The organism is Ignavibacteriota bacterium (genome assembly GCA_016212665.1).
GTDB lineage: Bacteria > Bacteroidota > Ignavibacteria > UBA10030 > SZUA-254 > FW602-bin19.
Genome location: JACREZ010000023.1, coordinates 25,400 through 38,411 on the forward strand (window position 1 = coordinate 25,400; position 13,012 = coordinate 38,411).

Here is a 13,012-nt window from a genome sequence, read left to right on the forward strand (position 1 = left end):
TCATCCTGCTATAATATTGACAACTTACAAGATGCCGTGAAGAAGTTGGATAAATAGTGTAGTGTTAGTAGATAGTTGTAAATATTAAGGTAAGACTTTGTAGGACTTTTAGATTTGATGAAGGGGGAGTTGAAAACTTCCCCTTTTTTTGTGCGCCAGAAGGGAGTCGAACCCCTAACCCTCAGCTCCGTAGGCTGATGCTCTATCCAGTTGAGCTACTGGCGCTTTTTGTGGGAATTTCTTTGAAATGCGGTACAAATATACAAAACTTCAAATGGAAAACCAATGGGTAGTTTTTACAACACAAACAAAGTTCTTTACTATTCTTGAACGAACGAAGTACGTATCAGAAATCAATAAATGAAAATTGTTCGATTGAAATTATTATCGTTCGGCTTCGTGTAGAGGGTAATGTATTTGCTTTGTCATCGAGTCCTTGTTTTTTCCATCTGTAATTGTATATTCCTTCCACTATTTCAGAATACTTCTCCATCTTCGATGCTTCAATTCTCCGACATTCAACTCGCATACGAGCGAATACATACCGTCATCAACACTACACCGTTGCTTTCCTCACAAACATTTAATGAAATAACCGGGAACCATGTTTGGTTCAAAGCGGAAAATTTTCAACGCATCGGCGCATTCAAATTTCGAGGCGCGTACAATAAAATTTCTTCGTTACGTGATGAAGAACGGAAGCGAGGTGTGATTGCACATTCCTCCGGCAACCATGCACAGGGAGTTGCTCTTGCGTCAAAGATTTTCGGAATCAAAGCGGTTATTGTGATGCCGCATGATTCGGTAAAAAGCAAAGTAGAAGCAACCAAGGGATACGGAGCGGAAGTTGTCTTTTGCGGAACATCTACAGATGACCGGGAACGTACGACGAATGAACTGATGCAGAACCACGGATACACTCTCATTCATCCGTACAACGATGAACAACTGATTGCTGGGCAGGGAACTCTCGTTCTTGAAATCGCACAGAAAAGGAAAGAACTCGATTATTTATTTATTCCGGTTGGCGGCGGCGGATTGATTTCCGGATGTGCGGTAGCGGCGAAACACATGTTCCCGAACATTAAAGTGATTGGCGTGGAAACAGAGGGAGCGAACGATTGCTACCAATCATTCCGCGAACAAAGAATAGTAAAAATTGAGAAAGCAACCACCATTGCCGACGGTATGCGAACGCTCTCTGTCGGGCAACTCAACTTTGAAATTATTATGAAGCATGTTGATGATGTTATCACCATTAACGATGAAGAAATTTACCCGATGATGAGATTCTTTCTTGAGCGGATGAAAATTCTCGTCGAGCCGACCGGGGCAGTCGCTTCTGCGGCAATTTTGAAAAATAATCTTGCACTTTCCGGCAAAAAAGTATGTGCCGTCATTAGCGGGGGAAATGTGGATGCGGAAGTGCTTCAGAGAATTCTTCGCTGAGCGTATGACACATGCTGTACGTGAATATCTCAATAATTCCGGGGGAATTTATTTTTTCCTCAACGCCTGATTGAAATCCTCAATCAAATCGTTGATACCTTCTACACCGACGGAAATCCGAATCATTCCCGGAGTCACTCCATGCTGTTTCAATTCCGCTTCACTCATGTTTACGTGTGAAGAATAGACCGGAATACTCACGAGGGTTTCTACTCCTCCCAGCGACATCGCATTAACAGCCACCTTCAGCGAGTCACATACCTTTGCCGCCGCTTTTGCGCCACCAGCCACTTCGATTGTGACCATTCCGCCAAATCCTTGCATCTGTTTTTTTGCAAGTTGATGTTGAGGATGTGAAGGAAGCCCCGGGTAAATAACGCGATTGACTTTGGGATGCTTCTCTAATGCCGTGGCGAGTAAAAGTGCATTTTCGTTTTGCCGATGAACACGTAATTCAAATGTTTTCAGACTTCTCTCAAGCAGGAACGCGGCAAACGGGTCCGCACAACCGCCGAGATGCTTGGCAAGATTTTTTGTTCGCTTGATAAACTTGCTCGAACCGAGAACCACTCCGCCCATCAAATCAGTATGACCGCCGAGATACTTCGTACTGCTCTCAACAATGACATCAACGCCAAGTTCAAACGGATTTTGGTTCAGAATCGTAGCGAATGTATTGTCTATTATGATGGTAATCAATGTCCGATGCTCTTTCTGGACTTGTCTTGTGAGACGAACAAGTTTTTGAATATCTACCAAACCTAACGTGGGATTTGTCGGCGTTTCGAAGTAAACAAGTTTTGTTTTTGGCGTGATGATATACAGCAGGTCGTTCAAAGAATTTGCATCAACATAGTTTACAGTTATTCCATAATTCGGAAGAGTATCGCGGAAGAAACGATACGTTCCTCCGTACAACGCCGGCGTACTGACAATTTCATCACCGGAGGTACACGCGGAAAGAATTGCCGTGGTAATTGCCGCCATGCCGGAAGAAAATAACGCGGCTGATTCTCCTCCTTCCATCAATGCAATTTTTTCTTCAACTTCATTCACGGTCGGATTGTGGTAACGTGTATATACCAACACGCTTTGGTCCCCCTGCGCGTAACGAATAGCATCGTTCGAGTTTTCGAAACGATATGTGCTTGTCTGGTAAATGGGAAACGAGACCGGACCTTTGTACGCATGCGTATGTTTACCATGGATTGCTCTGGTTGCGAGAGAATGTTTTGTTTTCTTCTTCATAATTTTGGTAATGGTTCTTTGTAACTGCAATTTGGATTCTGAATTGACTATCTGGCGCACGTTTGCGCTCTACCTCCATCAATACTAAAACTTCCGCCGGTAATCCATCCGGCACGGTCGGAGGCGAGGAACAGTATTAACTCGGCAACTTCTTCCGGCGAACCGACTCTCCCGATAGGATGTGTGCTTTTTCCATGCTCAAGAAATTTCTGATATGTTTCTTCAGGCATTCCGCTTGTGCGATGGAGATTCGTGATGACAACGCCCGGGTCGATCGCGTTGATACGAACTCCTTTCGGTCCGAGTTCAAGAGCCGCACAGTGAGTCAGTTGGTCAACACCTGCTTTGCTGACACAATAAGCAAGCACATTCGGAAACGAACGGATTCCCGTTACGCTGGAAACATTCACGATGTTTCCCTTTCGTTCGATGATAGACGGAAGCGCAAGTTGTGTTAATCTGAACAACGAGCGGAGGTTGATGTCGAGCATCGAATCCCATTGTTCGAGCGTTGTATTTTCGATTGTTCCGTTCCCGATGATTCCGGCGGCGTTGACGAGTACGTCAATTCCACCGAAGCGTTTGATTGTTTGTTCGACAATGAAAGTGCGGTCGTCGTCTTTTGTAATATCAGCCGCGATGATTTCGATGTTCTCAGGATTTAGTTGAAGGGCAACTTCTCGTAATTTCTCTTCACGCCGCGCAACAAGAGAAACGTTCGCACCCCGTTCAAGCGCCAACCGTGCCGTTGCTTTTCCGATTCCGCTTGATGCGCCGGTGACAATAAATACTTTATCTTTGAATTCCTGTTTGTTCATGGTTCTTTGCTCTTTGTTTGTTGTATTGTGTGCTTGTCGTTAGTTATTGGTGATTATTTCGAATACTCTTTTGCTTTTCGGAAAACACTGTCAAACATCGGCTGTGTCAGTCTTTTTGTAAATGTATTTTGTTGACTCGGATGATACGATGCGAGAAGGATAATGTCCTCGTTCAGTTGCACGGAAGAATTGTGTTTGAACACAGGTCGTTTCGTCAACGAAGTTTTGCCTAACGACACTATCGAGTCGAACACAGCATCATGCGCAATTTTTCCAAGTGCAATGATGACATTGATGTTCTTCATCGTTTTCAACTCTTCAAGTAAATACGGGCGACAGTTTAGAGACTCTTCTTTTGTCGGTTTGTTCTGAGGTGGAGCGCATCGTACAGTTGCGGTAATGTAACAATCGTTTAATTTCATCTCATCATCTCTGGAAACTGAATTCGCATGAGAAGCAAACCCGAACTTGTGCAGAGCCCGGTAAAGCCACAATCCACTCTGGTCGCCGGTAAACATTCGTCCTGTTCTATTTGCACCATGCGCCGCCGGAGCCAATCCTACAATGAGGAGTTTTGCATTTGCATCGCCGAAACTCGGAACAGGTTTTCCCCAATATTCCTGTTCGCAAAAGCGGGCAACTTTTTCCTGTGCTATGGTTTCGCGCCATTCAACAAGTCGCGGACACTTGTGGCATTGAACAATGGAGCGTTGTAATTGTTGGAGATGTTTCATTCGAAATTACCGGACGAAAGTACGGAAAAAATATGAGAGCCAAAAAGAAAAACGAATTGTATCAGATGATAAGAAAATGTACCGTTACTCTTCAGAATGGTTCTGAGGCAGTGCCATGATGAATGTTAGCCATCAGCCCATACAAAAACTTCGTAACGCACCGGTTAACTCTTTTGGTATTTCTAAAGGTACCGAGTGTGCACATTCCGAAAACAACTGAAGTGTGGAATTTGGAATGAGGTTCTGAAATTCTCTCCCGTGCTTAGGTACAACAGTTACATCATTCTCACCCCAAAGAATTAGTGTTGGTGTTTGTATCTCTGTTAATTTCTGTTTGAATTCCCTTCCTCCGGTGAACACATTATAAAGACAATTCAGCCACGCATCTTGATGTCCCGGTTTGGAAAGTTGCTCGAAGAACTTCCGGCATAAATCTTCGGGTCGGGAAGCAACATCATAAAACGAACGGCGTCCCATCAAACAAAGCAATGCTTGGTTTGTGAGGATAACTACTTTCACAACAAAAGAAAACAGTTCCCGGAGAACCGTATTTGAAATGATGAACGGAGTTGGCGCCAATCCCGTACTGCAGGTGAGCACTAATTTTTCAACTCGTTCAGGATACATTGCCGCAAAGGTCGCGGCAACTTGCCCGCCGTATGAAACACCGGCGAGAGAAATGTTTTCAAGAGTAAAATGTTGTAAGATTTTAACAAGGAGTTCCGCGTGTTCTTTCGTAGAATAGGTTTTGTTTGATGATTCCGATTCTCCAAAACCGGGTAAATCAAGAACAAACAGACGGAAATGTTCTGATAGCGGTTCGACAACCCTCTGCCACATCAGCGAGCCGCCCAAGCCGTGAACGAGAACCAACGGTTTCCCTTCACCGGCTTCTTCTACATGAATCTTACAGTTATCAATTGAAATGTAATAATGCCGACCGTTCACTTTCTTGACCACGCATCAAACATGTGCTGAAGTTCTTCTTCACTGAATTGCGACGAGTCATACATTTCCGCCTTCAATCTCTGACGAAATGCTTCATACAATGTTACCGCGCAAGCAACAGAAACATTGAGACTTTCAATCATTCCAACCTGAGGAATAAGAAAATTTTCATCAGAGAGTTTTGCCGCTTCATCCGAAACGCCGCGGTGTTCGTTCCCGAAGACGAACGCAACCTTCTTCGTCAAATCAAGTTCGTACAGCATTTTTGATTTCTTTCCGAGATGTGTTGCGTAAATAACGAAGCCCTCATCATGCAATTTTGCAAAACATTCTTCGACGGTTTTAAATTGACGGCGGGAAATCCATTTGTTTGCGCTTGCAGAACTTTTCCTTCCCAACTTCGGAAATTTTTCACCGACGTAAAGAAGTTGCACTTCCGTAATTCCCACTGCATCGGAAGAACGAAGCATCGCGCTCACGTTATGCGGGTCATGAATATCTTCCATCACAACTGTCAATCCCGGCTGTCGTCGGCGAATCACCGAGAGCATCTTTTCTTTTCGTTTCTCAGTCATGAATTAACTCATCTCTCTTCCATTGCAAAATGATAATGGCAATGATGACAAGGATCGCTCCGATAACTTGCACAAGGGTCAACTGCTCCTGCAAGAAAATAAAGGCGGAACCGATGGCAACAATCGGTTCGAACGATGCCGTAATGATTGCTCTCGCCGCTGTCAGGTGCTTGATGCCGTTATAATAAAACGAATGCGGAATCAGAATCGAAATGATGGCAAAGCCGGAAAACATCAACCATGTGTCGGCAGAGTAATTTGCTTCGATGAGTTCGAGCGGAGAATTGACGAAGAACCAGAAGAGCGAAGCAAACACAAACGAGTAAATAAGAACTGTCCACGCGTTGTACGAATGCATTAACCGTCGCATCGCAAGATTGGAAAATGCCCACGTTCCGGCGGAAAGAAATCCGGTGAATAAACCGATGTTACTAATGGAGGAAAGTGAAAAGTTTTCTCCGCCGACAGCGAGAAAGCATCCTGCAAGAGAGATAATTCCGGCAATAACCTTCCCGACACTCAGTTTTTCCTCTTTTGAAAATGCCGCGTACGCAAGCACAAGCAACGGCGCGAGATATTGCAAGAGAATTGCAGTCGCCACATTGGTTTCTTTGATAGTATAATAGTAAGTGAAGTTACATGCCGCGCTTCCGAACACTCCGAGCATAATAAACTTCCAAACGTCCGCACGTTTGAGACGAAGATACTCCCGCTTGAACATCACGAAAAACGAAACGAGAAGAAGACAGGATATCGTCATGCGGAGTTGCACCAGCACGAGCGCGCTTGTTTGTTGGTTGAACAAAAACTTCGCAACAGTCGCGGAGACTCCCCAGAAGAGCGTCGCGCTCAGAACATACACATAGCCTTTATATGATTTCATGCAGAGTTACTGCCCGGAACTTTCCCCGCCAAGCCGCCGGTAATATTGCGTCATCTCGTCGTTGCCGAGTTGGTCATACAAATATGCAAGACGTTGATATAACATTCGCGGGTCAGAGACGTGCGGAATTCCGGTTTTGACAAACTCGATAAGATTTTTTGCCGGAGGGATTTTTACATCGGGGTCGTAGCAGAGCACGGCTTTGACGTATGGCTCAAGCGCATCCGGACGAACCGTTGCGGCTTTTTGAAAATAGTTCATTGCGCTTTCAAAATTATCTTCCGATGCACGAGTGAGCGCACACATTTCCGCAAGCCACATGAACGCATCGAATCCGAGTGCGGGAAATTGCTTCACCAACTGTTCACCGAACAACGCCACTTCATCTGCCGAGAGCGATTTGTTCCAGAACAGTTTTTTGTATAGTTCGAGGTCGTCGAGCCGCAATTCCAATGCTTGTTCAAACGCATCAAAGATGTCGTTGAACTCGCTTGCAAACTCGAACTGATGCTGAATTTCTTCTACTGAGAACTTTGCCATGCGGAGTCAAAATAGCAAAGCATTTGATGAAAGTCAAAAAATTGGTTTACTTGCCAAGCACATCTGTAGCAAGAGATAGGTTTACAACGATTTCCCTTGTCTTCTCCACCGCCGCCTCAACCCGCGCCTGTTGCGTTGCCTGTTCTTTCAATCGTACAACGACTTTCAGTTCTTTCGCTTGTTGTTCCAATGTTGCCGCCCCTTTCGGCTGCTGTGAAATGTATGCAATCAATTTTTGAAACGGAGAAACGGTCTCGTTCAGGTTTCCATAAAACTCTGTGTCAGTTTCAGGAGGAAGTGTGAGCGAAAGAATATTTCCTTTCACTTCGAGTTTTTGAAATCGTGCCTGCGTTGCAAGCAATCGTAAGAGTACGGTGAGAAGCAAATGTTCGACCTCTTCGGGATATTCTCCGAATCTGTCCTGAAGTTCATTTCGCATTTCGTTTAACTCCTGTTCATTCAACATCTTGGAGAGACGGCGATAGATATCAAGCCGCTCAGTGTCGGATTCAATGTAGAAATCGGGGATGAAGGCGTCAACGTCAATGTCCACAACTGATTCGATAGATGTGGGATATGTGATTTGAGATGTGGGTGTTTGGTCTTTGAATAATTCTTTGAATTCTTCCTGCTTGAGTTCTTCAACCGCTTCGCGGAGAATTTGTTCGTACATCTCGAAACCCATATCGGCGACAAAACCGGATTGTTCCGCGCCGAGCAGATTGCCCGCGCCGCGGATTTCCAAATCACGCATCGAAAGATTGAAGCCGGAACCGAGTTCATTAAATTCCTCAATTGCCTGTAATCTCCGCAAGGTGGATTTCGGTACAACGCTCAACGGCGGCGTGAAGAGATACGCGTACGCCTGCACATTCGAGCGACCAACACGCCCGCGCAATTGATGCAACTCCGCCATGCCAAATCTATCTGCACGATTGATGATAATCGTGTTCACGCTCGGAATATCCAATCCCGACTCGATGATTTTTGTACAGACCAGCACGTCATATTTTTTCTCAAGAAAATCGAGCATTGTTTTCTCGAGTTCATGTCCTTCCATCTGTCCGTGCGCGACATGAACTTTCGCCTCAGGAATTTTCGACCGGAGTTGGTCGGCAATCGCATCAATATTTTCTACGCGGTCGTGAACAAAATAAACCTGCCCGCCGCGATACAATTCATGTATGATTGCTTCACGCGCAACATTCCAATGCGTTTGTTTTCCATCCGCTCCGAACGGGACCATTTCCGTTTGAATCGGAAGACGATTACGCGGCGGCGTTGCAATGATTGAAAGGTCACGCGCACCGAGAAGGGAAAACTGCAACGTGCGGGGAATCGGCGTTGCAGTCATTGAAAGCGTATCCACCGCGGCGCGAAATTGCCGCAACCGTTCCTTCGCCGAAACACCGAAGCGATGCTCTTCATCAATAATAAGCAAGCCCAAATCTTTGAAGCCGATATCTTTCGAGAGCAACCGATGCGTTCCGATGATGACATCAACCGTTCCGCTTTTCATTCCTTCAACGATTGCCTTTTGTTCTCTCGTCGTTCGGAATCTGTTCAGATGCTCGACACGCACGGTGTATTTTGAAAGCCGGTCCATGAATGTGTTGTAATGTTGCATGGCGAGAATGGTTGTGGGAACAAGAACGGCAACTTGCTTCCCGTCGCTCACAGCTTTGAATGCGGCACGCACAGCAACTTCCGTTTTCCCGAAGCCGACATCGCCGCAAACAAGCCGGTCCATCGGCGCAGTGTCTTCCATGTCGCGTTTCACTTCGAGTGTTGTGCGCGCTTGGTCGGGTGTGTCTTCATACATGAACGATGCTTCGAGTTCCTTCTGCCAATGCGAGTCGGAAGCGAACGAATATCCCTGTTCGAGTTTTCTCTTTGCGTAGAGTTTGATTAAATCACGCGCAATATCCTTGATGCGTTTCTTCGCTCTGCCGGTCACGCGTTCCCAATCGCCCGAACCGAGTTTGTTAAGTTTCGGAACGAATCCTTCCTTCGATGCATACTTCTGAACACGCATCAGCGAAGCAAGATTGACGTACATGACTCCGCCTTCATCGTACATCAATTTCATCACTTCCTGCTCAACTCCCGCAACTTTGATTTTGTTCAAGCCGATAAATTGCCCGATGCCGCGGTCAACATGAGTAACATAGTCGCCGCGCCGCAGTTGCTGTAATTCTTTCTGAGAAAATCCTTTGAAGCGTTTTCGTTTACCCGCTCCGCGACGTTTCAATCGTCCGAAAATTTCATGCTCTGTGAACACCGCAATCTTCGCCGGAGGGAAGATGAAGCCGGAGTGAAGAGTCTCTGCTACTATGTGATAGGTTACGGGTTTGGGGTTTGGGGTTTCGGGTTTACTGTTTACAGTTTCCTGTTTCCTGTTTTCTGTTTCAAGCCGTGCGCGTGGTACCTGTAACCCGTGACCCGTAACCTCTTCAGGTTTTGTAATCTCTTCCTCTAAAAGTTCACTGAGTCGTTCTGCTTCGTTCTTTGTGTCGCATGTAAGATAGACGTTGTAGCCATCGTTTGTTAGTCGGTTGATGGAATCAACGAGGAGATTGATGCTGCCGTTGAGAGAGGGCTGAGATGTCGAATGAAATTCGATTTCGGATTTCGGATTCAGGATTGATGATTGAAAAGTGGTACTTTCAATTTTTGAGAATTGTTGTGCGAATGAAAGAACATCTGTATATGAAAAAAGATTTACTGCGCCTTCTTTGAACAGTTCTTCGATTTCTTTTTCGATGAACGCCGGTTCGTCGAGAATGATGACAGCGTTTTCTTCAAGATAATCGAACAGGGAAGCGGAGGAAATTTGTTGAGATTGTTCATCAGAATCGCTGTTTTGCGAGATGAACGATGGAACAACGCTTGCCGAATCTAACTTGCGGATGGAGCGTTGAGAAAGAACATCAAACTCGCGGATAGATTCAATCGTGTTTCCCCAAAACTCGAAGCGAACAGGATTTTCACCGACGAACGAGAAGACATCGAGGATTCCGCCACGCACGGCAATGTCGCCATAGTGTTCGACAAAATCTTTTTTCTCGAAACCAAGTTGCAACAGTTGTTCGATGAGTTGTTGAAAATTGTATTCCTGCCCGACACTTAGTTCGATAGTTTGTTGTTGGAATTTTTCCGGCGGCGGAACAGGCTGAACAATCGAGTGCGGCGAGGCAACAACGATGAGTGTGTTTCCGGCGGAAAGTTTTTTGAGCGTTTCAATTTGTGCGATGGGCGAACTCATATCGAGAAGAGTCGCCGCGTGGGCAGGATGAAATCCGAAGAGACTGACTTGTGTTTCACCAAGCAACGTCGCACAATCATCGCGCAACTTCTCTGCTTTCTCCTCGTCCGATGCGATGAGAACTACTTGCGCTTTGCATTGTTCGAAAACCGTCGCCGCCACAAACGCAAGGAGAGAGCCGGAAACATTTCTCAATTGTAATTGTGTCCCCGCGGAAAACGATTGCAACTCGTGCTTCAGTTTGACAAACGGCTCGGAGGAAAGAACCTGCTGTCTAATGGTTTTCAAATCTTTCATAATAATCGGATTGACGATGTACGATTGAAACATTGAATCATCTACAAGTTCAAATCGTCAATGATTCAATCGTAAATAAAAACAGTAATCCCTTGCCGCCAAGAAATTTCAGGGCAGCAAAGGTCGGGTTGAAAATACGGATTTTGCACAATGAATCCGATTTTCAGAAAAACAATTTTGATTTTTTTACAGGATTAGATATAATGGTTTAGAAAAACTGATATGGATACTCAAACAACACCTAAAAATCAAGCGATGAATATTATTCGCTCGCTTCCTGATGATTGTTCGATGGAAGATATTCAATATCATCTCTATGTCCGGGAAAAAGTTGAAGCAGGTATCAAGGCAATTGATAATGAACCTCTCTTCACACAGGAAGAAGCAGAGAAAAAAGTCAGTGAATGGCTCGGGTCGTTTGGACAACCCCGGCGTTAGCCGATGTTCAACAGATTATTGAGTACATTTCCAATGATTCTCAATTCTATGCAGAACGGGTCGGGACTCGAATAGTACAGGCACCACGGAGACTAAAACAATTTCCATTATCCGGTCGCATTGTCCCTGAATTTTCTGACAACAATATCAGAGAAATTATTTACGGCGCATACCGAATCATCTATCAGACTAGAGAAGATGTATGTTGTATTGTTGCAGTTATTCACGGAAGCAGGAACTTACTACTCCATGTTAATCCCGATGATTGGGTATTACAATAGTTCTGTAAAAATAATTGTCGTAATTAATCATCTTCACGCTTCCCCTTTCTTAGTTTTTTAATAGTACTTCTCTTCTTTTTTTCCTCAAGCCGTTTCTCTTTCGCTTCTGCCGAGGGTTTTGTTTTGATACGCTTCTTTCTTTTCGCGAGTGCGTGTTTCATCAGTTGAACAAACTTCTTCGTCGCTTCTTCCCTGTTTTTGTTTTGCGTTCGATGTTCCTGTGAGACGACGTGAAGCACTCCTTCAGAATCAATTCGGGATTCGAGACGATGAAGAACTCTCTGCCGTTCTTCATCAGAGAGATTTGGCGATTGGAGAACATCAAACAGCAACTCCACTTTCGTTTCGACTTTGTTGACGTTCTGCCCGCCTCGTCCGCCACTTCGTGCAAAACGAAACGTCAACTCCGAAGACGGAATGGAAACGGTGTGTGTGATGGTAAGTGGTTCAGTCATGACGATTCAAACATACAAAATTTTGAACAAATGAACGATGACCAATCCCGAAACACACAAAAACTCGAAAAGAACAGTCAATCAAAAGCGAACTGAAAACCGAGATTATCTCGTTTGTTTCTTCGTCCTCCATTTCATACTTTAGGAGAGTTATGAAACACAAAACGCTTCTCATTCTTCTGATTTCCCTAATATGCTCGGTTGATGCGCTTGCACAGGGTGTGGTCAACAGTTCGTTCAAAATCGCACGACTCAAGTTCAATGGCGGCGGCGATTGGTACAACGACCCGCAGGAGGAAGTGGAACTCCTCAACTACGTCCGCACACACACAAACATTGATGTTGACCCGAAATATGAGTTCGTCGAAATTATGAGCGATAAGTTTTTTACGTACCCGTTTATCTTCGTTACCGGGCATGGAAACATCACGTTCTCCGATATTGAAGCGCAACGCGTGCGAACATATCTCGAGCGGGGCGGCTTCATGTACGTGGACGATGACTATGAATTAGACAAAGCGTTCCGCCGGGAAATCAAAAAAGTCTTTCCCGAACAAGAGTTAACCGAGTTACCGTTTTCCTTCGGGTTGTATCATGCGCAGTTCGATTTCCCCAACGGTCCGCCGAAGACACACGAGCATGATGGCAAACCGCCACAGGGATTCGGGCTGTTCCATAACGAACGGCTCGTCCTCTATTATACGTATGAATCAAATCCAAGCGACGGCTGGAATCCACCGGAAGTTCACGGTACAACTCCGGAGAAACGGGAAGAAGCGCTTCGGTTCGGAACAAATATTGTCGTTTGGGCGTTGACACATTGACTTTGATTTCGGATTGCGAATTGCCAATTTCGGATTAATTATTTATGAAATGTATTCACTGCAATGGAACATTGAAAAAGAAAACGGCGCCTTATCATGTTGACCGAAACGGGTATCACCTGATTTTGGATACTCTTCCTGCATGGGTGTGTAGTCAATGCGGCGAACATTTTTTTGAAGAAAAAGAAGTGGACTCAATTCAGGAAGCAGTACGAACATTAGATAGTCGTTTGTCAAAGTTTGCAAAGTCTGCATAA

The 13,012-nt window shown here is 45.0% G+C and carries 14 protein-coding genes and 1 tRNA gene; 5 read left to right on the forward strand and 10 right to left on the reverse strand.

Going from position 1 to position 13,012, the window contains the following annotated elements; all coding sequences use genetic code 11:
* Positions 1-151 precede the first annotated feature (151 nt).
* Positions 152-225 (reverse strand) — tRNA-Arg (locus HY960_07070).
* Between the two features lie 273 nt (positions 226-498).
* On the opposite strand from HY960_07070, the gene ilvA reads away from it, so the two are divergent.
* Positions 499-1,449, forward strand: a complete 951-nt coding sequence (ilvA, locus tag HY960_07075; GenBank protein MBI5215499.1) for a threonine ammonia-lyase — start codon at positions 499-501, stop codon at positions 1,447-1,449.
* 48 nt (positions 1,450-1,497) lie between these two features.
* On the opposite strand, the gene HY960_07080 is transcribed toward ilvA, so the two are convergent.
* The 8 genes from HY960_07080 to mfd form a co-directional block, all read right to left on the reverse strand.
* The gene (locus HY960_07080; GenBank protein ID MBI5215500.1) at positions 1,498-2,697 is read right to left on the reverse strand and encodes an aminotransferase class I/II-fold pyridoxal phosphate-dependent enzyme; all 1,200 of its coding nucleotides are present in this window, start codon (positions 2,695-2,697) and stop codon (positions 1,498-1,500) included.
* 47 nt (positions 2,698-2,744) lie between these two features.
* Positions 2,745-3,515, reverse strand: a complete 771-nt coding sequence (locus HY960_07085) for a glucose 1-dehydrogenase (GenBank protein ID MBI5215501.1) — start codon at positions 3,513-3,515, stop codon at positions 2,745-2,747.
* A gap of 53 nt (positions 3,516-3,568) precedes the next feature.
* Positions 3,569-4,249: a uracil-DNA glycosylase gene (locus tag HY960_07090; GenBank protein MBI5215502.1), complete on the reverse strand. Its 681-nt coding sequence runs from the start codon at positions 4,247-4,249 to the stop codon at positions 3,569-3,571.
* A 132-nt stretch (positions 4,250-4,381) separates the two neighbouring features.
* Complete coding sequence (locus HY960_07095) at positions 4,382-5,209, reverse strand: alpha/beta hydrolase (GenBank protein MBI5215503.1); 828 nt, start codon at positions 5,207-5,209, stop codon at positions 4,382-4,384.
* On the reverse strand, positions 5,194-5,772 hold the full coding sequence (locus tag HY960_07100; GenBank protein ID MBI5215504.1) for an RNA methyltransferase: 579 nt from the start codon (positions 5,770-5,772) through the stop codon (positions 5,194-5,196). Before HY960_07100 ends, HY960_07095 begins: the two co-directional genes overlap by 16 nt.
* Positions 5,765-6,655 carry an EamA family transporter gene (locus tag HY960_07105; GenBank protein ID MBI5215505.1) on the reverse strand — a complete coding sequence of 297 codons (891 nt, stop codon included), beginning with the start codon at positions 6,653-6,655 and terminating at the stop codon, positions 5,765-5,767. Before HY960_07105 ends, HY960_07100 begins: the two co-directional genes overlap by 8 nt.
* A 6-nt stretch (positions 6,656-6,661) precedes the next feature.
* On the reverse strand, positions 6,662-7,195 hold the full coding sequence (locus tag HY960_07110; protein MBI5215506.1) for a hypothetical protein: 534 nt from the start codon (positions 7,193-7,195) through the stop codon (positions 6,662-6,664).
* A gap of 46 nt (positions 7,196-7,241) precedes the next feature.
* Positions 7,242-10,790, reverse strand: a complete 3,549-nt coding sequence (gene mfd / locus HY960_07115; protein ID MBI5215507.1) for a transcription-repair coupling factor — start codon at positions 10,788-10,790, stop codon at positions 7,242-7,244.
* A gap of 222 nt (positions 10,791-11,012) precedes the next feature.
* Here mfd and HY960_07120 point away from each other — a divergent pair, with 222 nt between their 5' ends.
* Both HY960_07120 and HY960_07125 read left to right on the forward strand, forming a co-directional pair.
* Positions 11,013-11,195 carry a hypothetical protein gene (locus HY960_07120; GenBank protein ID MBI5215508.1) on the forward strand — a complete coding sequence of 61 codons (183 nt, stop codon included), beginning with the start codon at positions 11,013-11,015 and terminating at the stop codon, positions 11,193-11,195.
* Entirely contained in the window at positions 11,162-11,476 is a 315-nt protein-coding gene (locus tag HY960_07125; GenBank protein ID MBI5215509.1) for a type II toxin-antitoxin system RelE/ParE family toxin, read from the forward strand. The genes HY960_07120 and HY960_07125 overlap by 34 nt, the downstream gene beginning before the upstream one ends.
* 23 nt (positions 11,477-11,499) lie before the next feature.
* On the opposite strand, the gene arfB is transcribed toward HY960_07125, so the two are convergent.
* Positions 11,500-11,931, reverse strand: coding sequence for an aminoacyl-tRNA hydrolase (gene arfB, locus HY960_07130; GenBank protein ID MBI5215510.1), 432 nt, complete (start codon positions 11,929-11,931; stop codon positions 11,500-11,502).
* Positions 11,932-12,083: 152 nt separating this feature from the next.
* On the opposite strand from arfB, the gene HY960_07135 reads away from it, so the two are divergent.
* Together HY960_07135 and HY960_07140 are read left to right on the forward strand one after the other, a co-directional pair.
* Positions 12,084-12,755, forward strand: coding sequence for a DUF4159 domain-containing protein (locus tag HY960_07135; GenBank protein MBI5215511.1), 672 nt, complete (start codon positions 12,084-12,086; stop codon positions 12,753-12,755).
* Positions 12,756-12,799: 44 nt separating this feature from the next.
* Positions 12,800-13,012 (forward strand): YgiT-type zinc finger protein, encoded by a 213-nt coding sequence (locus tag HY960_07140; GenBank protein MBI5215512.1) that lies wholly within the window; start codon positions 12,800-12,802, stop codon positions 13,010-13,012.

What these genes read in the sequence shown, in the direction of transcription:
- ilvA (MBI5215499.1), top strand. Translation starts at nt 499, where the DNA reads ATGCTTCAATTCTCCGACATTCAACTCGCATACGAGCGAATACATACC.
- HY960_07080 (MBI5215500.1), bottom strand. Translation starts at nt 2,697, where the DNA reads ATGAAGAAGAAAACAAAACATTCTCTCGCAACCAGAGCAATCCATGGT.
- HY960_07085 (MBI5215501.1), bottom strand. Translation starts at nt 3,515, where the DNA reads ATGAACAAACAGGAATTCAAAGATAAAGTATTTATTGTCACCGGCGCA.
- HY960_07090 (MBI5215502.1), bottom strand. Translation starts at nt 4,249, where the DNA reads ATGAAACATCTCCAACAATTACAACGCTCCATTGTTCAATGCCACAAG.
- HY960_07100 (MBI5215504.1), bottom strand. Translation starts at nt 5,772, where the DNA reads ATGACTGAGAAACGAAAAGAAAAGATGCTCTCGGTGATTCGCCGACGA.
- HY960_07105 (MBI5215505.1), bottom strand. Translation starts at nt 6,655, where the DNA reads ATGAAATCATATAAAGGCTATGTGTATGTTCTGAGCGCGACGCTCTTC.
- HY960_07110 (MBI5215506.1), bottom strand. Translation starts at nt 7,195, where the DNA reads ATGGCAAAGTTCTCAGTAGAAGAAATTCAGCATCAGTTCGAGTTTGCA.
- mfd (MBI5215507.1), bottom strand. Translation starts at nt 10,790, where the DNA reads ATGTTTCAATCGTACATCGTCAATCCGATTATTATGAAAGATTTGAAA.
- HY960_07120 (MBI5215508.1), top strand. Translation starts at nt 11,013, where the DNA reads ATGAATATTATTCGCTCGCTTCCTGATGATTGTTCGATGGAAGATATT.
- HY960_07125 (MBI5215509.1), top strand. Translation starts at nt 11,162, where the DNA reads ATGGCTCGGGTCGTTTGGACAACCCCGGCGTTAGCCGATGTTCAACAG.
- arfB (MBI5215510.1), bottom strand. Translation starts at nt 11,931, where the DNA reads ATGACTGAACCACTTACCATCACACACACCGTTTCCATTCCGTCTTCG.
- HY960_07135 (MBI5215511.1), top strand. Translation starts at nt 12,084, where the DNA reads ATGAAACACAAAACGCTTCTCATTCTTCTGATTTCCCTAATATGCTCG.
- HY960_07140 (MBI5215512.1), top strand. Translation starts at nt 12,800, where the DNA reads ATGAAATGTATTCACTGCAATGGAACATTGAAAAAGAAAACGGCGCCT.